Source organism: Geodermatophilus maliterrae (genome assembly GCF_041018925.1).
Lineage (GTDB): Bacteria > Actinomycetota > Actinomycetes > Mycobacteriales > Geodermatophilaceae > Geodermatophilus > Geodermatophilus maliterrae.
In genome coordinates, this window is record NZ_JBFNXQ010000042.1 from 1 (window position 1) to 23768 (window position 23768).

Genomic DNA, 23768 nt, shown 5'->3' on the forward strand with positions numbered 1-23768 from the left:
GTCGGCCATCCGCGAGCTGGTCGACAAGCACTTCGGCGGCACGGCGCTCCCCGGGGCCGGCGCGACCGGCCCTGGCGCCGGCCCGTCCCGGCCGAACCTCCCGCAGACACCGCTACCAGATGACACCGCACCCTGACCGATCGCAGCCGCACGGTGCAGATGGAGGCTCGCAAGGTCATCACCTCCCGCCACGACGGGAGCCCTCCGGCGCCGACGTGCTGGACGAGGCCGTCGGCGTCCGGGCGACCGGGCGACCGGAACCACCGTCGTCCCGAAGGCGCGCAGCCACGCGGCAGGGACCGACCCGCCTCCTGGCCCGGGGTGACCCCGCCGGGTCGGACTACACGAGCCAGCCGGATCGATCGGGGTGGGCGAGGTGTGCGGGTCCGGGTCGCCGACCGTGGGGTACGCGCTGAGGACGTGACACCCCGTGAACCCAGCCGGACGTCCGGTTCAGCCAGCTGATCCCTCACCACCTACGCGAGGAGAAGACCATGACCGAGCAGAGCGTCCTGAGCACACCCGCCGGCGCCGCGTCCCCTCCTACCCGGCTGATGCTCATCGGTGGGAACTGGGTCGAGGCCGTCGACGGCGAGTGGCGGGAGATCACCAGCCCGGGCCGCCGCGGCCATGCCCTCGCCCGCGTGCCGCGCGGCAACGCCACGGACGTCGACCGCGCCGTCGCCGCCGCCCGGGAGGCCTTCCCCGCCTGGCGCGACCAGCACTTCAAGGAGCGCCAGCGGGTGCTGCTGCGGATCGCCGACGCGCTCGAGGGCCGTGCCGAGGAGCTGGCCCGGGTCACCGCCGCCGACACCGGGAACGCGCTGCGCACCCAGGCGCGCCCGGAGGCGGGGTTGCTGGTGGACCTGTTCCGCTACTTCGGTGGTGTCGCGGGGGAGGTGAAGGGGACGACGCTGCCGGCCGGGGCGTCGCAGCTGCAGTACACCCGGCAGGAGCCGCTCGGGGTGGTCGGCGCGATCCTGCCGTGGAACTCGCCGCTGATGATCGCCGGCTTCAAGGTCCCGGCGGCGCTGGCCGCGGGGAACACCATCGTGCTCAAGGCCGCCGAGGACGCCCCGCTGTCCATCCTGCTGATGGCCGAGATCTGTGAGGAGTTCCTGCCCCCCGGTGTCCTCAACGTGGTCACCGGCACCGGACGGAATGCGGGCAACGCCCTGGTCGAGCACCCCGGTGTCGACAAGGTCTCCTTCACCGGCTCCACCGAGGTGGGCCGTGGCATCGCCGCCCGGGCGGGGGAGCGGCTGGCCCACGTCTCGTTGGAGCTGGGCGGCAAGAACCCCTCGATCGTGTTCCCCGGTGCGGTGACCGACGAGCTCATCGAGGGTCTGGTGCTGTCCTCGCGGATCAGCCGGCAGGGCCAGAGCTGCACCGCCGGCTCGCGGCTGTACCTGCACCGCGACGTCCACGACGAGGTGCTCGCCCGGCTGGCAGAGCGTCTGGGGTCGATGCAGGTCGGGAACCCGCTGGACGAGGCCAGCGACATCGGCGCCGTGATCAACGAGACCCAGTTCGAGTCCATCCGGGACTATCTGGAGGACGGGCTGGCCGATCCCGCGCTGCACGTCGAGGTGGGCGGGTTGCCGCCGACCAGCGGGCCGCTGGCCGAGGGGTTCTTCCACGTGCCGACGCTGTTCTCCGGCGGTGACAACAGCTTCCGCCTGGCCCGCGAGGAGATCTTCGGCCCCGTGGTCGTCGCCATCGCCTGGACCGACGTCGACGACGTCGTCCGCATGGCCAACGACACCGCCTACGGGCTGGGGGCCTACGTCTGGTGCCAGGACATCGACCTGGCGATCACCACCGCGCACCGACTGGAAGCCGGGTGGGTGCAGGTCAACCAGGGCGGTGGGCAGGTCGTGGGCCAGTCCTACGGCGGCTACAAGCAGAGCGGCATCGGCCGGGAGGTGTCCCTCGAGGGCATGATCGCCGGCTTCACCCAGACCAAGCAGGTCAACGTGCGCCTGGGCCACGGAGCCACCCCGGCTCCCCGGACAGGATCCTGAGCAGGCGTCCCACAGCACCGCCACCCAGGCCGGCGGCTCTGAGATCTGCACGCCGACTGATCAGCCGCGCCCGGGCTTCATGGCGTGGTTGGCATCTGCTCCCGACGGAGGCCCTCAGGAGTGGCTCACATGGGGCGGCTCATGCCGGCAGGGGACCGGCCGGCGCCGGCGCGACGTGACTCCGCCGGCGTCGGCTGCTCGGGACCGCCTGCGTGGGGACCGCGCACTCGCGCAGACTCGGTGACGCCGAGACCAGTCTCGGTCGTCCCGGGTGGTCCTGGTGCCAGGATCGTCCGAGGGCTCCGCCCGGCCACGGCCGGGCTCCTCGCGCAGGCGGCGACGGTGCCGAAGGTCCTTGGCCCGGTCCGGGGTGGAGGATGACGAGGTGACCCGTCGCAGCCGGGGAGCCGCGCTGCGCCTCCCGCGCCCGGCGGCGCAGTTCGTGCTCCGCGTGCGTACGCGGGGCCGGTCCGCGGCCTTCCGCGCCGGTCGGATGACCGGCGCCACGGTGGCCGCCTTCCTCATCGCCCAGCGCGTCGGGCTGCACGACCCGCCTCCGATCATCGCCGCGCTCACGGCGCTCCTCGTGGTGCAGGCCACTCTCACCAGCACCCTGCTCAACGGGCTGCAGCGCGTGGCGAGCGTCGTGGCCGGTGTCGCCCTGGCGGTCGCCGTCGTCGGCGTGGTCGGGTTGACGTGGTGGAGCCTCGGGGCGCTCGTCGCGGCGTCCATCGTCGTGGGGCAGCTGCTGAGACTGGGGCCGCACCTGGTGGAGGTGCCCATCAGCGCGATGCTGGTCCTCGGGGTCGGCTCGGCGGGGGTGGAGTCCGTCGGGGGTGGGCGGGTCGTCGAGACGCTGATCGGCGCCGCGGTCGGCATGCTCGTCAATCTGCTCTTCCCACCCGCGGTACAGACCCGGTATGCGGGGCAAGCCGTGTACAAGTTCGCCAGCGAGATCGCCGGCCTCCTCGACGATGCGGCGGCCACCCTGTCGGCCGGACCGGTGACCGCGGAGCAGTCGACGCGCTGGCTGGAGGATGCCCGGCGCCTCAACCGGCACGCGCCACGCGTGGACCGGGCGCTGGCCCATGCCCAGGAGAGCCGCCGCCTCAACGTGCGGGCGCTGCAGACCGCGCCGATCGGCCCGGGGATGCGGCGGGGACTGGACGCACTCGAGCACACCTCGGTGTCGCTGCGGACCCTCTTCCGCGCCCTCGACGACGCCACCCGGGAACGGACCGGAGTGGCGGAGGACCCCGCCTACGCCGAGGCCATCCAGCGGATCACCGTCAGCCTGCTGGCGCGCATGAGCAGCGCAGTGCGCGAGTTCGGGAGCCTGCTTCTCACCGAGGTGGGCGCCGGTGCGGGATGGGAGCGGCAACGACTCGCCGGGGCGCTCGACGCGCTGCGCAGCGGGCGGTCCTTGATGCAGGACCTCCTTCACGACCCGCGCAGCCGCGCCGGTCTGTGGGGGCTCAACTCCGCTCTACTGACGACGGTCGACCGGATGCTCGCCGAGCTCGACCCGGCCGGCCGGGCCCGGACGCCAGAGCCCCCCGCGGACTCCTTCCGCGCCCGACGCGTCGCCTTGCAGGCGTCCGACCGGTTGCGGCTCCTCCGCCGGCCGCCGACCGGAGGGGGAGCCGTCCCCCCGCCCATGCTGGGCCGCGACCCGCGCCGATGACCTGCCACCGGAGCCCGGTCAGCGGGGCGTGGTCACGGCGGGACCGCTACAGCTGGACCGACCGCAGGGCGGCAGTCTCAGCGAGGAGGCGAGGAGGAGCAGAAGCGCTCCAGGCCACGGCCGGGTCGCCCGACGCTCAGCCCTTCAGGGCGACGCCCCTGTCGTAGCCGAGCCGGTCCAGCGTCGCCGCTATGGCCGGTTGGTGCATCTCGCCGGAGCCGAACTCGCAGCGACGGGGGACGCCGGCCACTCGGATCTCGCCGACCGCCGGCGCTGGAAGACCCGCATCGAGATGGCCGACGCGATGTTGAGTACCTCGAGATCTTGCACAACCGGCGACGGCGGCACAGCCGCCTGGGGATGCTCACACCCGTAGAGTTCGAGGGCCGACAACTGATCATCGGACCTCGTGAGTCCAACGGCCCGACTCCGTCGAACCTGGGGCACACCAGAGACTCCATTGAACCCGGGGCGGTTCAGTTGTCCAGTTCGGCCCTGTGCACACTGGGCTCACCGAGGACCCGGACGCCGAGGCCGACCGGCTGCCCGTCATCCCGATCGAGGGCTGAGGCCGTCCGGCTCCACCGGGCTCAGGTCGGTAGCGGGCCGAAGAAGCCGACGATCCGGCGCAGCGTGCCCTCGCCGTCGAGCTCGCCGAAGTCGGTCCCCTCGAGTGCGACCGAGCCATCGGCTGCCAGCATCCGCCAGGCGAACCGGAGGTAGCCGTCGTGCTCGTCAATGCCGCTGACGACGTCGATGCGCGCGCCCGGGTTCTCCTCCTGGAACGACTCGATCAGCGACGACAGCCCGTCGCGGCCCTCGACGCGGTTCAGCGGGTCGCAGTAGACGCCGTCCTCAGCCCAGCACGTGTCCAGCAGCGTCCGGCGCGCGGCGGCATCGGTCTCGCGCCAGGCCGCGGCGTACCGCTCGACGGCGCTCCCGACGGTCAGCGTCACGCCGGGCACGTTACGCGGGACGACCGGCCGCAGGCAGGGGCGAACGACCTGGCACGGAGCCGCTCAGCCGGGGAGGAGCGCGTCGATCCGGCGGGTGAGTTCGAGGTCGGACTCGGTCACCTCACCAGGCGAGGACGCGACCTGGCCTTGTACGGAGCGGGCACGGCGTCCGGGGACGTGCGGCCCGCGTGGACGCCCGGCGCCGAGGCCGGCGCCAGGTCGGTGGGCGTTGTGAGCCGGCCTCCGCCGCGACGCGGCCAACTCACGACCAACGAACAGCCCTCGACAGCAGGCGACAGCTGATGACGTCCGATGAAGCAGCACCCCTTTGACCTGGACGTTCATCGTTGGCCCACTGCTGCCAACATCGTCAAGATCAACTCGCAGGGTCATTGGTTCGAGTCCCATCGGGGAGCAACACCTCAGGTCGGCGGGCTGGTGGGCGATCGGACCCCCGTCCGACGACCAGTGAGCTCCCTCCCGCACGACGCAGCCCGTCTCGGGAGTCCTGCAGGACGGCACGACGGGGCCCGAGGATGCCGCGGTCACCGGGGAGTGGGGGTGCGCGGAGCCGGACGGTCCGGGGTCGAGCCCGGTGCTCCAGCGCCGGACCCCGGCCCGACACCTCGCGCCCCGCTCCACCCCACCTCGACGCCCAGCGTCGAGGCCCGCGGGACCAGCGACGGGACGAGTCGTTCGGACTCCACCTGCTCGCCGCGCAACCGCCGCATGAGCAAGTGCGCCGCGCGGACCCCCATCTCGTGCATCGGCGAGCGCACGGTGGTGAGGCCGACCGGTAGCGAGCCGGCCAGCGGGACGTCGTTGAACCCGACGACGCCGATGTCCCGGCCGACGGCCAGGCCGGCGTCGCGCAGCACCCCCATGGCCCCGACCGCCGCGAAGTCGTTGACCGCGAACACCGCGTCGGGCACGTCCCCCCCGGCGAGGATCTCCACCATGGCCGCACGGCCACCCTCGGTGTCGAATCCGGAGTGGACCACCCGCGCCTCCGGGACCTCGACCCCGGCCTCGGCGCAGGCTGCCCGGAAGCCAGCGGTGCGGTCGATCCCGGTGCTCGCGTAGGGCTCGCCGGCGATCACCGCCAGGCGGCGGTGTCCGAGGCCCAGGAGGTGTTCGGCCGCCAGTCGGCCACCCAGGACGTCGTCGCAGGTGACCGACGGGTGTGCACCCGCACGGCGGGACACCAGCACGAAGGGCACGCCGCGACCGGCGATCTCGTCGAGGAACCCACCGTCGATGTACGCATCCCCGAAGATCATCCCATCGACCCGACGGGCGAGCACCATCTCGGTGCGCTGACGCTGGGCGACCGGATCGTCGCCGGTGTTGGCCACGAACGTGGAGAACCCGTAGGTGGCGGTGGCCTCCTCGATCCCCTCGTAGATGGTTGCCAGGACGATGTCGACCAGGCGCGGGACCAGCACCCCGACCAGGTTGCTGCGGCTGGTCCGGAGGCCGGTCGCATGCGGGTTGGGGCTGTAGCCCACCCGCTGGGCGATCCGCCGGATCCGCTCGGACGTGGTGCGGCTGGCCGAGCGGACGCCGGGGCCGCTGACCTGGTTGAGCACGCGGGACGCCGTCGAGACGTGCACTCCGGCGAGCTCGGCCACGGTGCGCAGGGTGGGCCGGCCGGCGGGGTCGGTGAAGGGCAGGTCACCACCCCCCGCGCCGCGGTGCACGCTCCCCGCCACGACCCCTCCTGCCCTCGCCGGCCGTCGTCCCCGTCAGTTCTTGGACGGTTGCCACCCCGTCCCGGTTCCGCAGGGCCGAGGGTCGTCCACACGACGAGCCCTCCGAGGCTTGACACACCCGCGACACTTGCGCAAACGTTCGGTGCAAACGTTAGCGCGACTCCGGTCACAGCCCCGCCAGGCGGAGCGACACGGAGTCGGATCAGGAGGCGGAGCCGGTGCGGACTGTGGCTGTCCTCGCGACGGGGGGGACGATCGCGACGCGGCGCGGTCCGGACGGAACGGTGAAGGCGCGGGCCGGCGTGGACGAGCTGGTGGCGGACCTGCGCGCCAGGGCCGGCGTCGCCATCACCGTCGAGGACGTCTGCCGCGTCGGCAGTTACCGGATGAACCTCGAGCTGATGGCCCACGTCGCCGTCCGGGTGAACGAGCACCTCGAGGCTCCGGCGACCGCCGGCGTGGTGGTCACCCACGGGACCGACACGCTCGAGGAGACGGCGTTCTTCCTCGACCTCTTCGTCGCCGACGACCGCCCGGTGGTGCTCACCGGCGCCCAGCGCCCCGCCGACGCGGCCGACAGTGACGGCCCGCGCAACCTCGCCGACGCCGTCGCCGTGGCCACCGCGCCGGCCGGCCGCGGCCTGGGCGCCGTGGTGGTCTTCGACGGCGCGGTGCTGCCGGCCCGCGGCATCCGCAAGAACCACACCCTGGCCTCGACCGCCTTCACCGCACCGGACGGCGGCCTGCTCGGCTGGGTCCACCAGGGCGAGGTGCACCTGTCCACCCGGCGCCGCACCCGGGCTCACCTCGACCTCACGGCCTTCGACCCGTCGCGGGCCCGGGTCGACATCGCCGCCTGCTACCCGGGTGCCGACGCCGTCGCGCTCCGGGCCTTCCGCGCGGCGGGTGCCCGGGGCCTGGTCCTGGAGGCCACCGGTGCCGGCAACGCCAACCCCGAGATCTCCGACGCCGTCGCGGAACTGTCCGCGGCGGGCCTGGTGGTGGCGCTCTCCACGCGCGTGCCCGAGGGGCCGGTCGCCGGGATCTACGGCGACGGCGGTGGCGCCGACCTGGTCGCGGCCGGAGCCGTACCCACGGGCCGGCTGCGCCCGTCGCAGGCACGGATCGCACTCGCGGCTCTGCTCGGCGTCCACGCCGACGTCGGCGCCGTGCGCGAGGCGCTCCCCGGCCTCTGCACCGACTGACCCGGGATCACGTCCGCCCACCGACACCCCGGCCACCCCGGCCGGTCACCCGAGAGAAGGAGAAGGCGTTGCCCAAGGAGATCCTCTGCGCTTTCGGCGTCGACGTCGACGCCGTCGCTGGATGGCTGGGGTCCTACGGAGGTGAGGACTCCCCTGACGACATCTCGCGCGGCATGTTCGCAGGCGAGGTCGGCACCCCGAGGCTGCTCGACCTCTTCGGCCGCCACGACCTGCGGACGACCTGGTTCGTCCCCGGTCACTCCATCGAGACCTTCCCCGACCAGTTCCGGCGCGTCGTCGACGAGGGCCACGAGGTCGGGGTGCACGGCTACAGCCACGAGAACCCGATCGCGATGAGCCGCACCCAGGAGGCGGCCGTCCTGGACCGGTGCATCGATCTGATCGAGAAGGAGGCCGGACGCCGTCCCACGGGGTACGTCGCTCCGTGGTGGGAGTTCTCCCCGGTCACCAACGAACTGCTGCTCGAGCGGGGGATCAAGTACGACCACTCGCTCATGCACAACGACTTCACCCCGTACCGGGTCCGGGTCGGCGACAGCTGGACCAAGATCGACTACTCGGCCTCGGCCGAGGACTGGATGAAGCCCCTGGTCCGCGGCGAGGAGACCGAGCTGATCGAGATCCCGGCCAACTGGTACCTCGACGACCTGCCGCCGATGATGTTCGTCAAGACCAGTCCGAACAGCCACGGCTTCGTCAACCCACGCCACCTCGAGGAGATGTGGCGCGACCAGTTCGACTGGGTCCACCGGGAGATGGACTACGCGGCCTTCACCATGACCATCCACCCGGACGTGTCCGGTCGCCCGCAGGTGCTGCTCATGCTCGAGCGGCTCATCGAGCACATCAACGGCCACGACGGCGTCCGCTGGGCCACCTTCGACGAGATCGCCGACCACTTCGCCGCCCGCGCTCCGTGGCAGGGGACCCAGCGGTGAGCGCGCCCATCCCGGGCAAGCCGGTCCCGGCCACCGAGGAGCTCGTCCACCCGGGTCTCCAGCGCCGGCAGTTCGCCCCGTTCACGCGGCGGGAGACCAACGTCGCGATGGTGCTGGCCCTGCTGGCCTGGACCGTCGCGGTCTTCGACTACGGCCTCTTCGGCACCCTGCTCCCGGCCATGCAGGACGACTTCGGCTGGGACGACTCCACCGCCTACCTGGTCAACACCCTGATCGCGATCGGCACCGCGATCGTCGCCTTCGGCGTCGGCCCGGTCATCGACCGGCTCGGCCGGCGCCGCGGGATGATGCTCACCATCGGCGGGACGGCGGTCGCCTCCGCGCTCACCGCTGCGCTGCCCACCAAGCCGGCCTGGGCGGGACTGACCTCGGTCGTGGCCGTCCGATCCCTCGGCGGCCTGGGCTTCTCCGAGCAGTCGGTGAACGCGACCTACCTCAACGAGGTCTTCGCGGTCACCGAGGACGAGCGCAAGCGGGCTCGGCCCGGGCTCTGGTACGCCTTCGTCCAGGGGGGCTGGCCGCTGGGCTTCCTGCTGTCCAGCGCGCTGGCGGTGGTGGCGCTGGAGGCGCTGGGCTGGCGGGGGATGTACCTCGTCGCCGCCGTGCCGGCCCTCGTGCTCATCGTCGTGATCGGCAAGAAGCTGCGCGAGACGCCGCAGTTCCAGCTCCAGCAGCAGCTCAGCCGGCTCAAGTCCGAGGGCAGGGCCACCGAGGCCGACCAGCTGGCCGCGGAGTACGGCGTCGACCACAGCGACGGTGCTCCGATCGCGCGGATCTTCCAGCCGGGTCTGCGACGCAACACGATCGTGCTGTCGGCGGCGTGGATCATCAACTTCTTCGGCATCAACATCTTCAGCGTGCTCGGCAGCTCCGTCCTGGCCAACGCCAAGGGGGTGGAACTGAGCACGGCGTTCTGGATGCTGATCCTGATCAACCTGGGGGCCTACTTCGGGTACCTGTTCCACGGCTGGCTGGGTGACCGGATCGGCCGCAAGCGGACGATCGTCATCGGCTGGATGATCTCGGGCCTGGCGTTCGCCGTCATGCTGGCGCCGTTCGTCGACTCCGCCGCGTTGATCGTCACGACGTACGCCGTCGGGCTGTTCTTCCTGGTGGGCCCCTACGCCGCGATCCTCTTCTACATGGGGGAGTGCTACCCGACGGACTGCCGCGGCACCGGGACGGTGATCATCGGGGCCATGAGCCAGCCGGGCACCATCATCGGTGGGTTCCTCTTCACCGCGGTGGCGGCGGCGTCGGACACCGGCACGGCCGCCCTGTGGATCGGCGCGCTCGGCACCTTCGTCTCCGGTCTGCTGATGTTGTTCGCCAAGCCCGTGGCCGAGCTGCAGCACTGACCGGACGACGTTCCCCACGACGGCATCGAGCACCGCGGAGCGGCGGTGCCGGGTGCGCGGACACCGTGTCCGCCCGGCACCGCCGCCCCGGGTGCGGAGAGGCAGGACCGAATGACGGCAGGAACTCCCGCCGACCGGAACGGACCCGCGGTCGCGGTGGTGACCGGAGCGGCCAGCGGCATCGGCCGCGCCCTCGCGGTCGGCTACGCCCAGGACGGCGGACACGTGGTCATCGGCAGCTACCCCGGTGATCCGCACGACCCACAGGAGACGCTCCGGCTGGTGGAGGCCGCCGGCGGGACCGGCACCGTGGTGGCGGTCGACGTCCGCGACACCCACCAGGTCGACGGCCTCGCGCGGGCGGCGCAGGAGGTGACCGGCCGGATCGACTCCGTCGTCGCCAATGCCGGGGTCCTCCGGCGCGCACCGCTGGAGGAGCTCTCCGACGAGGCGTGGGACGACATGCTGTCGGTGGACCTCACCGGGGTCCTCCGGACGTTCCGCTCCTGCACGCCGTTCATGCCGGAGGGGTCGGCCATGGTGGCGGTGTCCTCCATCGCCGGGGGCGTGTACGGCTGGGAGGACCACGCCCACTACGCCGCCGCCAAGGCCGGGGTGCTCGGGCTGTGCCGCAGCCTGGCGGTGGAGCTGGCACCGCGCGGGATCCGGGTGAACGCGGTGATCCCGGGGCTGATCGAGACCCCGCAGTCCTCCGACCCGGTGAACTCGCTCGGCCCCGAGGGGCTGCGGCGGGCGGGGGCGGACATCCCCTTCGGCCGGGTGGGGCGCCCCGAGGAGGTGGCCGACGTGATCCGCTTCCTCACCTCGCACCAGGCCCGCTACGTCACCGGCCAGGAGCTCGTCGTGGACGGCGGCCTGACGGTCAAGATGCGGGCATGACCACACCGGGTGCGCTCGACGGGCGGACCGCCCTGGTGACCGGCGGCGCGAGCGGGATCGGACGGGCGATCGCCGAGGCCTTCGTCGCCGCCGGCGCGCAGGTGGTCCTGCTCGACCGGGACCGCACGGCGGTGCAGCAGGCGTCAGCCGGGCTGGGTGCCGCGGCCGGCGTCGTCGCCGACGTCTCCGACGAGGCCGCCGTCCGCAGCGCCGTCGCGGAGGCCGAGCGGGCGCTCGGGCGCATCGACGTCCTGGTCAACGCGGCGGGGATCCTGACGCAGTCACCGCTGGTCGAGATGTCCCTGGCCCAGTGGCAGGAGACGATCGACGTGGACCTGACCGGGGTCTTCCTGCTCTGCCGGTACGTCGTCCCCGGCATGGTCGCGCGTGGCTCCGGCCGGGTGGTCAACATCGCCTCCCAGCTGGCCATCAAGGGGGGCACCTCGCTGACCCACTACAGCGCGGCCAAGGCCGGGGTCATCGGCCTGACCAAGGCGCTCGCGCTGGAGGTGGCCGGGGACGGCGTGCTGGTGAACGCCATCGCGCCGGGGCCGATCGAGACACCGCTGGTCGAGGGGATCTCGGCGGAGTGGAAGCTCGCGAAGCAGGCCGAGCTGCCGCTGGGCCGGTTCGGCCGCCCGGAGGAGGTCGCCCCCACGGCGGTGCTGCTCGCCAGCTCACCGGGCGGGGACCTCTACGTCGGGCAGACGCTGGGGCCCAACTCCGGCGACGTGATGCCCTGAGCGACCGGTCCCGAGGAGGACGCCGTGTGCGGAGGATGTGGACGCCAGGTGGCCACCGACGAGTGGTCCGCCTCCCTGGCCGGTCGCCGTGCCCGGTGGGAGGTCGCCCGCCTGGTGAACCAGGTGCTGGAGGACGGCGCCCACCCGGCCCGTGTCTCCTGCGGGCCGGGAGGCTTCGTCGTGCACTCCGGCACCGGGCGCAGCGTCCTCGCCGACACCGCGACCCAGCTGTGGTCGGCGTTGCTCTCGCTGCCGGGCCCTCCGCTGCACCCGCAGGCGGTCCTGGACCGATCACCCCAGACCCCGGTCGCCGCCGCCGCCGCGGCCGCGGCCGCGCGGGCCGCCGCGAAGGCCCGCACCGGAGAGGAGAGGAAGAGATCATGACGGTCAGCATCAACTCGGACATCGGCGAGTCGTACGGCATCCACTCCTTCGGCAACGACGAGGCGCTGCTGCCGCTGGTGGACGCCGTCAACGTCGCCTGCGGGTTCCACGCCGGCGACCCGGTGGGCATCCACCAGACCGTGGCCGCCGCTGCCACGGCCGGGGTCGCGGTCGGAGCCCACCCGGGGCTGCCGGACCCGGTCGGGTTCGGCCGCCGGGAGATGGCGCTCACCGCCGAGGAGGTCCGCGACCTCGTCCTCTACCAGGTCGGGGCGCTGCGCGCGTTCCTCGACGCGGAGGGCCTGGCGCTGTCGCACGTCAAGCCGCACGGCTCCCTCTACGGCATGGTGGGCCGGAGCGAGGAGCTGATGGACGCCGTCTGCGACGTCGCCGTCCGGTACGAGGTGCCGGTGTACGGGATGGTGGGAACGGCCCACGAACGGGTCGCCGCCCGACGCGGCGTGCCCTTCGTCGCCGAGTTCTACGTCGACCTCGGCTACCGGGAGGACGGATCGCTGGTCATCGCCCGGCGCCCCCATGCGACGCCCCCCGACCTCGCCGCCCGCCGGGCCCGGCTGGCGCTCACCGAAGGCGTGGCCGAGACCGACTCCGGGACGCGGATCCCGGTCCGGTTCGAGAGCATCTGCGTGCACTCGGACACCCCGAACGCCGTCGAGGTCGCCACCGCCGTCCGCGGTGTGGTCTCGACGAACTGACCCCGACCGACACCTGGAGGAAACGTGTCCGAGCACACCGTCCGCTCCCCGCTGCCCGGCGTCTTCTACCGCAGGCCCGCGCCCGACCAGCCGCCCTTCGTCGAGGAGGGCGGCACGGTGAGCGCGGACCAGACGATCGGCCTGGTCGAGATCATGAAGCAGTACCAGGAGGTGAAGGCCGGCGCGGACGGCAGCCTGTCCGCCTTCGTCGTCGAGGACCAGGCGGTCCTCGGCGCCGGGGACCCGGTCGCCACCGTCGAGGTCGGCTGAGCCCCGGTGCGGACACTCCTGGTCGCCAACCGGGGCGAGATCGCGGTCCGGATCCTGCGGGCGGCCCGCGAGCTGGGGCTGCGGACGGTCGCCGTCTGCAGCGAGGCCGATGTCGACGCCCTGCACGTGCGGATGGCCGACGAGCACCGGGTGATCGGCCCGCCGTCTGCCACCCGCAGCTACCTCGACGAGGGGGCCGTGCTCGCGGCCGCGGCCGAGAGCGGGGCCGACGCCGTCCATCCCGGGTACGGCTTCCTCTCCGAGCGGGCCTCCTTCGCACAGCGGGTCGTCGACGCCGGGCTGGCGTTCGTGGGCCCCTCTCCCGAGGCCATCCGGCTCATGGGGGACAAGGTGCTGGCCCGGCAGACCGCGGCGGAGGCCGGCGTGCCCACCGTGCCCGGATCCGACGGGCCGGTGCCCGACGTCCACGCCGCGCTCGCCGTGGCGGAGCGCACCGGCTACCCCGTGGCGATCAAGGCCGCGGCCGGGGGCGGCGGCCGCGGGATCCGGATGGTGGAGTCGGCGGAGGTGCTGCGCGAGGCGCTGCCGCGGGTCCAGGGGGAGGCGCAGTCGGCCTTCGGCAACGCCGAGGTCTACCTCGAGCGGTACGTGCCGGCGGCCCGGCACGTCGAGGTGCAGGTCTTCGGGGACGGTGAGCGCTTCGTGCACCTGGGCGAGCGGGAGTGCTCGCTGCAGCGCCGGCGGCAGAAGGTGGTGGAGGAGGCCGGCGCGCCGGACCTCCCGGCCGAGGTGCGCGAGCGGATGACCCGGTCGGCGGTCGCCCTCGCCGCGGAGGTGGGTTACCACGGTGCCGGCACCGTCGAGTTCCTCTACGACCCCCAGCGCACGGAGTTCTACTTCATCGAGATGAACACCCGGATCCAGGTCGAGCACCCGGTGACCGAGCTGATCACCCGCCGTGACCTGGTCCGCGAGCAGCTCACCGTCGCGGCGGGTGAGCCGCTGTCGTTCACGCAGGAGGAGATCCGGCCGGAGGGCCACGCGCTGGAGTTCAGGCTCACCGCCGAGGACCCGGACCTCGGCTTCTTCCCCAGCCCCGGCACGCTCACCCGGCTGAACCTGCCCGCCGGCCCGTTCGTGCGCGTCGACTCCGGGCTCGTCCAGGGCGGCGAGGTCCCGCCGTTCTACGACTCCCTGCTGGCCAAGGTCGTCGTCTGGGGGGACACCCGCGAGACGGCCCTCGCGCGTGGGCGACGCGCCCTGGACGAGGTGGAGGTCGAGGGCGTGGCCACGACCGCGCCGTTCCTGCGCAGGCTGGCCGACCATCCCGGCTTCGTGGCCGGGCAGTACCACACGACGTCACTGGAGGAGTGGATGACCGACGGCAGCGAGGACGGTCTGGTGCGGAGGAGCGCATGAGCACCCGGTGGTCCAGCCGGTACTCGTGGGGTGGTGACGAGCACCTCGTGGTCCAGCTCGACGAGGCGATGAGCCTGGAGGTCAACTTCGCGGCGATGGCCATGACGCGTGCACTCCGCAGCCGCGAGCTGCCCGGTGTCGTGGACGTCTGCCCCGCCAACGCGTCGTTCCTCGTGCGCTTCGACCCGGACGTCATCGCTCCGGACGCGCTGGAGGCGCAGGTCCGGGAGGTCGAGGGGGAGGTGGAGTCGACGCCGTCCCTGGCCCTGCAGACGCGCATCGTCGAGGTGCCGGTCTGGTACGACGACCCCTACACCAACGAGACCGCGGCGCGGTTCCGGGACCGCCACCAGCGCCCCGAGGGCAACGACCTGGAGTTCGCTGCCGCCGAGAACGGGCTGGCCTCCACCGAGGAGTTCATCGCCCGGCACTCCGGCTCCCCGTGGCTGGCCTCGATGGTGGGCTTCGTGGCCGGCCTGCCGTTCCTGTACCAGATGGTCTCCCGGGACCGGCAGCTGCAGGTGCCCAAGTACCTGCGGCCGCGGACCGACACGCCACCGCTGACCGTCGGGCACGGCGGCTGCTTCGCGTGCATCTACTCCGTCCGGGGCGCCGGCGGCTACCAGATGTTCGGCGTCACCCCCGCGCCGATCTTCGACCCGACCCAGACGCTGGCCGACTTCGCCGACTTCATGGTCTTCTTCCGGCCCGGTGACCTGGTGAAGTTCACGCCCGTCGACGAGCGCCGGTACCGGGAGATCGGCGACGAGGTGACCGCGGGCTCCTTCCGTTTCCGGCAGCACCCGGTCGAGTTCCGCCTCGACGACTTCCTCGCCTCGCCGGACGAGTACAACGCCACGCTGCTGGAGGTCCTCCATGGCCGTTGAGATCGTCGCTCCCGGCCTGGCGTCGTCCGTGCAGGACCGCGGGCGGACCGGCTACTACGACGTCGGGATCCCGCCGTCGGGAGCCGTCGACCTGTACTCCGCCGGCGTGGCCAACCTCCTCGTCGGCAACGAGCCCGGCGACGCGGTGATCGAGGCCGCCTACATGGGCCCGCAGCTGCGGTTCACCGAGCCCGGTGTCGTGGCGGTCACCGGTGCCCGCATGCCGCCCCTGCTCAACGGCGAGCCGGTTCCCCAGTGGGAGTCGGTCGCGGTGACGGCCGGTGACGAGCTCACGTTCAGCTACCTGGAGGAGGGAGCGCGGACCTACGTCGGCGTGTCGGGCGGCATCGACGTGCCCGTCGTCCTGGGCAGCCGGTCGACCTACACGCTGGGGTCCTTCGGCGGTCTGGAGGGACGTGCGCTGCGCGCGGGTGACGTCCTGCCGGTCGGGGCGAGCTCGGGCACCGCGGGCCGTTCGGTGCCCGAGCACCTGCGGCCGGTGCTGTCGAGGGAGGTCGACCTCCGCGTGGTGCTGGGGCTCTACGACTACCGGCTCACCGAGCGGGGGCTGGCCACCCTGCTGGACACCACCTGGACGCTGACGCCGGTGGCCGACCGGATCGGCTTCCGCTACAGCGGGGGAGAGCTCGAGTGGCGGGAGCGCGAGCAGCCGTTCGGCGCCGGGTCGGATCTGTCGAACATCGTCGACGCGGGCTACCCGCTGGGCTCCATCCAGGTCCCGGGCGGTGTGGAGCCGATCATCCTGCACCGCGACGCCGTCTCCGGAGGGGGCTACGCCATGGTGGCCACGGTGATCAGCGCCGATCTGGACGTGGTGGGCCAGTCCTCCCCCGGCACGAGGACCCGGTTCCGTCCGGTGTCGCTGGAGGAGGCGCTGGCGGCGCGGCACGAGGCCGCGGCCCGGTGGCGTGAGGCCCGCGACCTGCTCTCCTGAGCCCCGCCGGTCGCCGTCGCGTGAGCCCGAGGCCGGCGAGGCGGGGATGCGGGCGGGCTCCTGCGCTGCGCCCGGGTGCCCGGTGGGCGACTGCGGCTCCGCCTCGGTCGCCCACCGGCCCCGTCGCCCCGTGGTACTCGCCCGACCCGGCCGCTCCCAGCCGCGACGGACGGGGTGACGAGGGGGCCCGGACCCCGCCGTCCGTGGTCTGTCACGACCCGGTCCGGGCCGAGCGGGCCGCCGCGAGGAGTTCTCGACGGCACGTGGCCGGCACCGGGCCCGCGCCCCGGTCGACGGTCCCCGGTTCAGGCCGCATCCGGGGCCTCCCCGCTGCTGCCGGGTGTCAGCCCTCGAGCAGCTCCCGGAGCGCGGCGCCGATGAACCCCTGGTCCTCCGTGTTGAACGGGGCCAGGTGTCCCCAGATGGTCGGGATGGGCCGTGATTCCGCGCCCGGGATGTGCCGCGCCTCGTACTCGCTGTCCACAGGCGGGAAGTGCGAGTCCGTCTGCGCGTTCAGGATGACCGTCCTCGCGCGGATGGCGCCGAGCGCGGCCTCGAAGTCGCCGCCGAACGTCGGGTGGTCACCCAGGTCGTTGTGCCACCACGTCCACATCTGCGCGAGCAGGTCGTTGGCGTCGCACTTGATGAAGGTCGCACTTGATGAAGAAGGCGTCCCAGAAGTAGTCGATGAACTCCTCGACCGTGCTGGCCCCGAAGGCCCGGAACTCCTCCTGGCGGTAGAACGGCTCCGAGAAGCCCCAGCCGGCGTACAGGGCGGCCATGGCCTTGACCCCGCGGATCGGGACCTTGTCGCCGTAGAACCCGTCGTTCCAATCCGGATCCGAGGTGATCGCGCGGATGTTGCCGGCGAGGAAGACCTTGTTGAAGTCGGCCGTGCGGGCGGATCCGGAGATCGGCGCGATCGCCTGGACCATCTCCGGGTGCAGGGCGGCCCAGGCGTAGGTCTGGCAGGCGCCCATGGACCAGCTGCTGACCAGTCGGATGCGCTCGATCCCGAACTCCTCGGTCAGCAGACGGTGCTGTGCCACGACGTTGTCGTAGGTGGTGACGTGTGGGAACCGTCCCCGGTCGAACGGCGGCGGGGTGTTTCTGGGCGAGGACGACACCGCGGCCCCGAAGTGGTTCGGGACGATGATGAAGTACCGACCGGGGTCCAGAGCCCGGTCCGCGCCGGTCATCCACTGAGCGGTGTCCGATGGGGTGGCAGTGAACCACGTCGGGCACACGACGACGTTGTCGCGGGCGTCGTTCAGCTCCCCCAGGGTCGTGTAGCCCAGCTCGGCCCGGGGGAGGACCGAGCCCTTCTGCAGGGGGAAGTCACCCAGATCGAAGACCGCGTGCTCCACAGGTGTCGGCCTCTGCTCGTCGCTGGGAGGGCCGACCGTAACGGCGGTGGAGAACCTGCTCAACACGCCGCCGAGGGCCGGCCACCAGGCCTCCCGGTCGAGCGCGGCTCGGTCCCGCAGCACGTCGAGGCCCAGGAGGGGTCCGGTGGTCCTCATCGGGTGGTGGAGCGGGGATGGGACGGCTGCGGGCGCGGGACGTCCGGGACGGAGGGGCCGTCCGGGGCAGCGCTGCCCGGGGCGACGGTGGACGTGCCGGTAGCGAGGACAGGGAGACGGCGAGCACGGCGGCCACGACCAGGTGCGCGCCGTCGAGGGGGGGCTCACCGTCCTGTTCGAGCCGGGCCCCGTCGACGTGCCGGTCGAGCCCCAGCCGGACGGTCCGTCACCGGCACCCGGTCGTCGACATCCGCCGGACGCGAGCATCGACCACCATCCTGACCACCCTCGTTCCTCGCGTGCGGTCGAGCGCCACGGCCCGCTGCGCTCCGTGTGCTCACCGACCTGCGACGTGCCCTGTCGTTGCGTGGTCGCGAGCCGTACACCTCGTCATGCCGAGCCTGGCCTCTAGGGTCGGTCGACGGTGCGAAGGCGAGGGTCGATGACCGACTTCCTGCGGGTCACGGTGCGCAACCGGGTGGGCTGGATCGAGTACGACCGCCCGCCGGTCAACGCCTTCCACTGGGAGATGCTGCGGGAGGTCCCGGAGGCGTTGCAGCGGCACCTCAGCGACCCCGCCGTCCGGGTGGTGGTGTTCGCCAGCGCCCTCGACGACCACTTCAGCGTGGGCGCTGATCTGCGGGTCTTCACCGACATGGACGACGAGGGCGTGCGCCGCTGGGTCGAGGTGTGCCACGACCTGGTGCGCAGGATGCGCACGTCGCCGAAGCCGCTGCTGGCGGCGGTCCACGGCACCGCGGTCGGCGGCGGCCTGGAGATGGTGCTGCACTGCGATGTCCGGTTCGCCGCGGGCACCGCCCGACTGGGGCAGCCGGAGATCGGCATCGGGTTCATCCCACCGGTCGGCGCGACGCAGGCGCTCGCCCGCTTGCTGGGCCGGCCGGGAGCGCTGCGTCTGCTCTACGACGGCACGCTGCTGAGCGCCGAGCAGGCGCAGGCCATCGGTCTGGTCGACGTCGTGGTGGCGGCCGAGCGGCTCCGCGAGGAGGTGCAGGGCTACGCCGAGGGGCTGGCTCGGAAGCCGGCGCGGGCGCTGGCGGCGATCCGGCGCTGCATCACCGAGGGCGTCGACCTGCCCTTCGAGGAGGGTCTGGCCATCGAGCGGGAGGAGGCGGTGGCGCTCGGTGCGACGGCGGACTTCCGTGAGGGGCTGGCCGCCTTCCTCGGCAGGCGGCCACCGGTCTGGTCGGATTGACCTGGGACCCGATCCGTCGTGAGGGCGTCGGGCGCCGCGATCGGTGTCCGAGCAAGCCGAAGAGGGCGAGAGGGCGCGGGATGAGCCGGCCGTGCAGCACCGGGGACCGGACCCGACCGCCTGTTCGTGAGTGTGCCGACCTGGGATCGAGGAGCGTTGCTCAGTTGCCGTGTGGCGCGGCTCGGTAGGCGCCGGCCGTGCCACGCTCACCCGCCGGGCGGTGCGCCCGGGCCTGCTCGAGCTTCTCCTGGCGACGCGCGAAGACGACCGTCCCGACCAGGAACAGTCCGGAGAGGATGAGCACGACGGCGGTGAACGCGTTCATGAACGGCAGGTCCACTCCCATCAGGGCGAGGACACCGAGCGCGACCAGCACCAGAGCGGCCAGGATGGCTCCACCAGCGCGCCACGGGCTCTTGGCGACCTCCTCGACGCCCTCTTGCGCCTTGTCCTTGGCGTAGTCCAGCGGCTTCTTCGCCCAGGAGAACCGCGTGGCCAGTACCGCCAGTCCGGCGGCGACCAGCACGAAGCCGGGACCGGGCAGCACGAGCAGCGCGATGCCGGCGAGGGTCAGCAAGCCGCCGAGGACGGCGATGACAGCGGTTTTCACCACTGGATGGTGCCCAACTCATCGAGTCGTCATGCGGCACCGCCCCGATTGCGTCCCGGACTCCGCCCGTGGACACAGCGGGACGACCCGGCCGGCCGCGGTGGCCGGCGTGAGGACTGGCGGGTGCATTGCCGCGCGACCTCGCCGTCACCCGCTTCGAGCTGTGGTCGACCAGCTGCCGGGCTGCGGGTTCCAGAGGACGGCCCGGGTCCTGCAGTGCTCCTCCTGCGGCGTAGCGGGCAGTCACGGTCAGAGACGTCGGCGAGAACGCAGGGTCGTCGGCCCGAGTCCGATCGGGGGAGTCAGCGGGCCCCTGACCAGCGGATGACACCGGTCGGGGGCCTTCGTCGTGTCACGGTGGGGGCGCTCACCCGTGACGCGCCCACGTGGGAGGTGGACACGCATGACCCACAGCTCGGTTCCGCTGTGGCTGGACGAGCCGTACCGCCCGCGACCTCCACTGGAGGGAGAGGCGCAGGCGGACGTCTGCGTGATCGGCGCCGGCGTGGGTGGTCTCGCCACCGCCCGGCGGCTGCTCGACGCCGGCCTCTCGGTGACCGTGCTGGACGGGCACGAGGTGGCCTCCGGCGCGAGCGGCCGCAACGGCGGCTTCTTCATCGCCGGTGCCGCCCCGATGTACCACGACACCCGCGGCCTGTGGGGGCGCGAGCACGCGGCGGCCATCCACCAGGCGACGCTGACCGCCCAGCGGGAGATGCTCGAGGTGGCCGAGGACGTCGGGGCGCGCCACCACTTCCGTCTCGACGGACTCCTCAGGCTCGCCGTCGACGCGATCGAGGCGGACGACGTCCGGCTCAACGCCGCGGCGCTCGCCGAGGACGGGTTCCCGGGACAGCTGGTGGCCGGGGGAGACCTCCCGGGCCCGCTCGCCCGGCCGGAACGGGCCGGACTGTTCTTCCCCCACGACGGATCGGTGCACCCCGTCCGCTGGCTCCGGGTGCTCGCCGACGCCCTGGAGTCGCGCGGGACCCGGATCTTCGAGCACTCGCCGGTGGTCGGGCCACCGGCCGCCGACGGGGACGGCGTCCGCGTGCGCACCGCAGCCGGGGTGGTCCGGTGCGACCGGGCGGTCGTGGCGGTGGACGGCGATCTGGCGGCGTTGGTGCCGTCGGCGCGGTCCGTGCGTCCGCGGCGCCTCAACATGGTCGCCACGGCACCTCTCGGCCGGATGGTCCTCCCGTTCCCCGTGTACGCGCGCCACGGCCACGAGTACGTGCACCAGACAGCAGACGGCCGGATCGCGCTCGGTGGCTTCTCCGACCTCGACGGCGTCTCGAGCTGGACGGCCCGAGCCGAGGTCTCCGCGCCGGTCCAGGGGCGACTCGACCGGTGGCTGCACGACGAGCTCCGGGTGGGTGCACCGGTGACGCACCGGTGGGCGGGCGTCGTGGGTTTCGCCGACGACCCCCTGCCCCGGTGCGGACCGGTGCCGGGTACCGCCGGACGCGTGTGGGCGCTGGGCGGCTACAACGGCACGGGCCACGTGCAGGCATGGGTCGCCTCCCGCGTGGTGGCGGACCTCGTCGTCACCGGCGAGAGCCCGCTCGCCGGGCTCTACGCGACCGTCGACGCATGACGATCGATCGCGGCCGCACCTCCTCCCGGCCGACACCCTGCCGGCCGGCGCGGTGGCGACCGTCCACCGGCGGGGCGGGGAGCTCGGGGCCGGTGAGGTCACGCCGGGGAGCGTCCCGGTGACCTACCGGGGTCCCCGCGCTCCGCGGCCAGTTGCTTCTCGAACCAGTGGTCGGCGAAGGGCTCGTCGTTGAAGGCCGGCACCTCGCGGTAGCCGGCCGACCGGTACAGGGTGATCGCCTCGCCCAGGGCCCGGTTGGTCTCCAGCCGCAGCGTCCGGACGCCGGCGGCCGCCGCGTGCTCCTCGACCGCGGTGAGCAGCCGCCGGCCGACGCCGAGCCCGCGGACCGACTCCGCGACCCACATCCGCTTGACCTCCGCCGGCTGCGGCCCGTGCAGCTTGAGGGCGGCGCACCCGACGGGCTCGCCGTGCAGCCGGGCGAGCAGGAGCACCCCGGCCGGCGGGACCAGCTCCTCGTCGGTGGCGGGGAGGCTGCGCCCGGGGTCGAAGCCCCGGTCGAAGCGGCGGGCGAGCTCGGCGAAGTACGCCGCGAGGCAGTGGCGGGCGTCCGGGTCGCGCGGGTCGGCGGGGGCGACGTCGACCATCGAGGCCTGCAGCAGCCGGTCGACCTCGGCCATCGCGGCGAGCAACCGTGCCCGCTGTGGAGCGCTCAGCCCGGTGAGCACTGCCGCGGCCGCGTCGTCGGAGCGGGCGTCCAGCTCGGCGCGCTCGCCGGCGCCGGCTGCGGTGAGCCGGGCGACGCGCACCCGACCGTCGGCCGGGCTGGTGCCGACCTCGACCAGCCCCGCGTCCTCGAGGGCCCGCAGGACACGGCTCAGGTACCCGGAGTCCAGGTCGAGCCGGGACCGCAGCTCGCGCACGTCGGTACCGCTGTCCCCGATCTCCCACAGCACGCGGGAGTGCCCGAGGGGCCGGGACCGCGCGAGGAAGGCGTCCTCGAGGGCCCCGACCCGGTGGGTCACCGTCCGGTTGAACCGTCGGACCTGCGCCACCGCGTCGTCCATCCTCTGACCTTAGTCAGAGAGCCGGGCCGGCGGGTGCGTCCTCGCCGAGCGGGGCACTGCACCTCGCGGCCGGACAGACGCCGTCCGTGCCCGGTCCCGACACCAGGGAGTGCACGTGCCCGCAAGACCGTCATTCGTCGTGACCGGCGCCGCCCAGGGCGTCGGCCGCGCCATCGCCGAGCGCCTCGCCGAGGACGGCGCGGTGGTCGTGCTGGACACCGCCGCGCGTCTGGACTGGTCGCACGAGCAGGTCCAGCTGCTCAGCGGTGACGCGCGGGACCCCGAGGTCGCGGCCCGTGCCGCAGCCCGGGCCGAGGACGCGGGCCCGCTGGTCGGTTGGGTGAACAACGCGGCGGTGTTGCGTGACGCCGGCCTGGCCTCCGTCACCGCCGGCGAGGTGCTGGAACTCGTGAGCGCGAACCTGGCCCTGGCGGTCACCGGCTGCCACACCGCGGTCAACCACCTCCTCGCACGTGGTCGGGCCGGCGCCATCGTCAACGTCTCGTCGCACCAGGCACAGCGCCCGGTGCGCGGCGCGCTGCCGTACGCGACGGCGAAGGCCGCCGTCGAGGGCCTGACCCGTGCCGTCGCGGTCGACCACGGGCCCGACGGGATCCGGGCCAACGCGGTCGCGCTCGGGTCGATCAGCACCGCCCGGTACGAGCAGTACCGGGCCGCGCACCCCGGGAGCGACGCGCAGATGGCCGCCCTGCACCCGCTCGGCCGGGTCGGCACCGCCGCGGAGGTGGCCGACGTCGTGGCGTTCCTGCTGTCGCCGGCGGCGGGCTTCGTCACCGGCGCCGTCCTGCCCGTCGACGGCGGCCGCGCCGTCAACGGGCCCGACCCCGAGGCGCACTGACCTCAGTGCGGTGGCACCTCGACGCGGCGGTCGATCGCGCCGTTCCGGGCGTGACGGCGAGCCGCGCGGAGGCGCCTCACGGCGGACGTCAGAAGGGCGGTGGGTCGTCGTCCGGCGGTGGAGGTGGGGCGGCGGCCGCTGGTGGCGGGTCGGGTGCCGCCGGGGGTGGTGGTCGCAGGCCGGGGGGTCGGGTGGTGCGGGTGACGCCGGAGGGTGTGGTGACGTGCAGGACGCCGGCGGGGTCCATCGGGAAGCGCCAGCCGCGGGCGAAGGTCTTCAGCCGGTGGTGGCTGCGGCACAGGCAGCACAGGTCGGTGCAGTCGGTGGCCCCGCCGCGGGCGTGCGGGAGGACGTGGTCGGCGTCGGCGCCGCGGCGGGCGGCTGACGGCTCACCCGCGCCGGCGCCGCCCTCGGTGACGCCTCGTCGACCGGACGGCTGAGGGCGCGCCGACCCCACGGCGCCGTCCCGGGTGCCGCCGCCGGGGACGGAGGAGGGCGAGGACCAGCAGCCGGGACACGGGGATGCCGAAGACGGCACCGATCTGACCGCTGCTGGCGATCGAGGCGACACTGCCGACGGAGCCGATGCTGGCGACGCTCCCGAGCGAACCGATGCTAGCGAGGCTGAACGCCGAGCCGATGCTCGCGATGCTGCCGGCGGAGGCCAGCGAGGCGAGGGAGCCAGAGCTCGCCCGTGAGGCGACGCTGCCTGCTGAGGCCGTCGAGCTGATCGACCCCGCGCTGCCGACCGAGGCGATGCTCCCGGCCGACTCGGTCGAGCTGA

Annotated in this window: 22 protein-coding genes and 1 pseudogene; 16 read left to right on the forward strand and 7 right to left on the reverse strand. The window is 73.3% G+C overall.

Translation table 11 applies throughout. From position 1 onward, the window contains the following. Positions 1–494: 494 nt before the first annotated feature. Positions 495–2024 carry an aldehyde dehydrogenase family protein gene (locus tag ABQ292_RS14060; protein WP_369207364.1) on the forward strand — a complete coding sequence of 510 codons (1530 nt, stop codon included), beginning with the start codon at positions 495–497 and terminating at the stop codon, positions 2022–2024. A 385-nt stretch (positions 2025–2409) separates the two neighbouring features. Further along, on the forward strand, positions 2410–3708 hold the full coding sequence (locus tag ABQ292_RS14065) for an FUSC family protein (RefSeq protein WP_369207366.1): 1299 nt from the start codon (positions 2410–2412) through the stop codon (positions 3706–3708). Between the two features lie 590 nt (positions 3709–4298). On the opposite strand, the gene ABQ292_RS14070 is transcribed toward ABQ292_RS14065, so the two are convergent. After that, positions 4299–4664 carry a nuclear transport factor 2 family protein gene (locus ABQ292_RS14070; protein ID WP_369207368.1) on the reverse strand — a complete coding sequence of 122 codons (366 nt, stop codon included), beginning with the start codon at positions 4662–4664 and terminating at the stop codon, positions 4299–4301. 545 nt (positions 4665–5209) lie between these two features. Continuing rightward, positions 5210–6376: a LacI family DNA-binding transcriptional regulator gene (locus ABQ292_RS14075; protein WP_369207369.1), complete on the reverse strand. Its 1167-nt coding sequence runs from the start codon at positions 6374–6376 to the stop codon at positions 5210–5212. A gap of 227 nt (positions 6377–6603) precedes the next feature. Between ABQ292_RS14075 and ABQ292_RS14080 the strand changes: the two genes are divergently transcribed. The 11 genes from ABQ292_RS14080 (at position 6604) to ABQ292_RS14130 (ending at position 16154) form a co-directional block, all read left to right on the forward strand. After that, the gene (locus ABQ292_RS14080) at positions 6604–7581 is read left to right on the forward strand and encodes an asparaginase (protein ID WP_369207439.1); all 978 of its coding nucleotides are present in this window, start codon (positions 6604–6606) and stop codon (positions 7579–7581) included. Positions 7582–7649: 68 nt separating this feature from the next. After that, complete coding sequence (locus ABQ292_RS14085; RefSeq protein WP_369207371.1) at positions 7650–8540, forward strand: polysaccharide deacetylase family protein; 891 nt, start codon at positions 7650–7652, stop codon at positions 8538–8540. Then, positions 8537–9919 carry an MFS transporter gene (locus tag ABQ292_RS14090; protein WP_369207373.1) on the forward strand — a complete coding sequence of 461 codons (1383 nt, stop codon included), beginning with the start codon at positions 8537–8539 and terminating at the stop codon, positions 9917–9919. Before ABQ292_RS14085 ends, ABQ292_RS14090 begins: the two co-directional genes overlap by 4 nt. Positions 9920–10078: 159 nt before the next feature. Further along, complete coding sequence (locus ABQ292_RS14095; protein ID WP_369207375.1) at positions 10079–10819, forward strand: SDR family NAD(P)-dependent oxidoreductase; 741 nt, start codon at positions 10079–10081, stop codon at positions 10817–10819. Further along, positions 10816–11562, forward strand: coding sequence for an SDR family NAD(P)-dependent oxidoreductase (locus tag ABQ292_RS14100; protein ID WP_369207377.1), 747 nt, complete (start codon positions 10816–10818; stop codon positions 11560–11562). The genes ABQ292_RS14095 and ABQ292_RS14100 overlap by 4 nt, the downstream gene beginning before the upstream one ends. A 48-nt stretch (positions 11563–11610) precedes the next feature. Continuing rightward, entirely contained in the window at positions 11611–11946 is a 336-nt protein-coding gene (locus tag ABQ292_RS14105; RefSeq protein WP_369207379.1) for a hypothetical protein, read from the forward strand. After that, positions 11943–12662, forward strand: a complete 720-nt coding sequence (gene pxpA, locus ABQ292_RS14110) for a 5-oxoprolinase subunit PxpA (RefSeq protein ID WP_369207381.1) — start codon at positions 11943–11945, stop codon at positions 12660–12662. Before ABQ292_RS14105 ends, pxpA begins: the two co-directional genes overlap by 4 nt. Positions 12663–12686: 24 nt before the next feature. Next, on the forward strand, positions 12687–12932 hold the full coding sequence (locus ABQ292_RS14115) for an acetyl-CoA carboxylase (RefSeq protein ID WP_369207383.1): 246 nt from the start codon (positions 12687–12689) through the stop codon (positions 12930–12932). Positions 12933–12938: 6 nt separating this feature from the next. Continuing rightward, on the forward strand, positions 12939–14312 hold the full coding sequence (locus ABQ292_RS14120; RefSeq protein ID WP_369207385.1) for an acetyl-CoA carboxylase biotin carboxylase subunit: 1374 nt from the start codon (positions 12939–12941) through the stop codon (positions 14310–14312). Then, positions 14309–15199 (forward strand): 5-oxoprolinase subunit B family protein, encoded by an 891-nt coding sequence (locus ABQ292_RS14125; protein ID WP_369207387.1) that lies wholly within the window; start codon positions 14309–14311, stop codon positions 15197–15199. The genes ABQ292_RS14120 and ABQ292_RS14125 overlap by 4 nt, the downstream gene beginning before the upstream one ends. Further along, complete coding sequence (locus tag ABQ292_RS14130; RefSeq protein WP_369207389.1) at positions 15189–16154, forward strand: 5-oxoprolinase subunit C family protein; 966 nt, start codon at positions 15189–15191, stop codon at positions 16152–16154. The genes ABQ292_RS14125 and ABQ292_RS14130 overlap by 11 nt, the downstream gene beginning before the upstream one ends. Before the next feature lie 343 nt (positions 16155–16497). Here ABQ292_RS14130 and ABQ292_RS14135 read toward each other — a convergent pair whose 3' ends face one another. Together ABQ292_RS14135 and ABQ292_RS14140 are read right to left on the reverse strand one after the other, a co-directional pair. Further along, positions 16498–16767: an alpha/beta hydrolase family protein gene (locus ABQ292_RS14135; RefSeq protein WP_369207391.1), complete on the reverse strand. Its 270-nt coding sequence runs from the start codon at positions 16765–16767 to the stop codon at positions 16498–16500. Further along, positions 16736–17521 (reverse strand): alpha/beta fold hydrolase, encoded by a 786-nt coding sequence (locus ABQ292_RS14140; protein ID WP_369207393.1) that lies wholly within the window; start codon positions 17519–17521, stop codon positions 16736–16738. The genes ABQ292_RS14135 and ABQ292_RS14140 overlap by 32 nt, the downstream gene beginning before the upstream one ends. 598 nt (positions 17522–18119) lie before the next feature. On the opposite strand from ABQ292_RS14140, the gene ABQ292_RS14145 reads away from it, so the two are divergent. Beyond that, positions 18120–18893 (forward strand): enoyl-CoA hydratase/isomerase family protein, encoded by a 774-nt coding sequence (locus ABQ292_RS14145; RefSeq protein ID WP_369207395.1) that lies wholly within the window; start codon positions 18120–18122, stop codon positions 18891–18893. Positions 18894–19053: 160 nt separating this feature from the next. Here the strand turns inward: ABQ292_RS14145 and ABQ292_RS14150 are convergent, their stop codons facing one another. Then, positions 19054–19503 (reverse strand): PGPGW domain-containing protein, encoded by a 450-nt coding sequence (locus tag ABQ292_RS14150; RefSeq protein ID WP_369207397.1) that lies wholly within the window; start codon positions 19501–19503, stop codon positions 19054–19056. Between the two features lie 403 nt (positions 19504–19906). On the opposite strand from ABQ292_RS14150, the gene ABQ292_RS14155 reads away from it, so the two are divergent. Then, positions 19907–21100, forward strand: a complete 1194-nt coding sequence (locus ABQ292_RS14155; protein ID WP_369207399.1) for an NAD(P)/FAD-dependent oxidoreductase — start codon at positions 19907–19909, stop codon at positions 21098–21100. A 98-nt stretch (positions 21101–21198) separates the two neighbouring features. Here ABQ292_RS14155 and ABQ292_RS14160 read toward each other — a convergent pair whose 3' ends face one another. Continuing rightward, positions 21199–22125 (reverse strand): bifunctional helix-turn-helix transcriptional regulator/GNAT family N-acetyltransferase, encoded by a 927-nt coding sequence (locus ABQ292_RS14160; protein WP_369207401.1) that lies wholly within the window; start codon positions 22123–22125, stop codon positions 21199–21201. Positions 22126–22264: 139 nt separating this feature from the next. Here ABQ292_RS14160 and ABQ292_RS14165 point away from each other — a divergent pair, with 139 nt between their 5' ends. Next, positions 22265–22984: an SDR family NAD(P)-dependent oxidoreductase gene (locus ABQ292_RS14165; protein WP_369207403.1), complete on the forward strand. Its 720-nt coding sequence runs from the start codon at positions 22265–22267 to the stop codon at positions 22982–22984. Between the two features lie 88 nt (positions 22985–23072). Here ABQ292_RS14165 and ABQ292_RS14170 read toward each other — a convergent pair. Continuing rightward, positions 23073–23351, reverse strand: a pseudogene (locus ABQ292_RS14170) (HNH endonuclease); the annotation flags it as partial. Between the last annotated feature and the right edge of the window lie 417 nt (positions 23352–23768).

What these genes read in the sequence shown, in the direction of transcription:
- ABQ292_RS14060 (WP_369207364.1), top strand. Translation starts at nt 495, where the DNA reads ATGACCGAGCAGAGCGTCCTGAGCACACCCGCCGGCGCCGCGTCCCCT.
- ABQ292_RS14100 (WP_369207377.1), top strand. Translation starts at nt 10,816, where the DNA reads ATGACCACACCGGGTGCGCTCGACGGGCGGACCGCCCTGGTGACCGGC.
- pxpA (WP_369207381.1), top strand. Translation starts at nt 11,943, where the DNA reads ATGACGGTCAGCATCAACTCGGACATCGGCGAGTCGTACGGCATCCAC.
- ABQ292_RS14125 (WP_369207387.1), top strand. Translation starts at nt 14,309, where the DNA reads ATGAGCACCCGGTGGTCCAGCCGGTACTCGTGGGGTGGTGACGAGCAC.
- ABQ292_RS14130 (WP_369207389.1), top strand. Translation starts at nt 15,189, where the DNA reads ATGGCCGTTGAGATCGTCGCTCCCGGCCTGGCGTCGTCCGTGCAGGAC.
- ABQ292_RS14135 (WP_369207391.1), bottom strand. Translation starts at nt 16,767, where the DNA reads ATGTGGACGTGGTGGCACAACGACCTGGGTGACCACCCGACGTTCGGC.
- ABQ292_RS14145 (WP_369207395.1), top strand. Translation starts at nt 18,120, where the DNA reads ATGACCGACTTCCTGCGGGTCACGGTGCGCAACCGGGTGGGCTGGATC.
- ABQ292_RS14155 (WP_369207399.1), top strand. Translation starts at nt 19,907, where the DNA reads ATGACCCACAGCTCGGTTCCGCTGTGGCTGGACGAGCCGTACCGCCCG.
- ABQ292_RS14160 (WP_369207401.1), bottom strand. Translation starts at nt 22,125, where the DNA reads ATGGACGACGCGGTGGCGCAGGTCCGACGGTTCAACCGGACGGTGACC.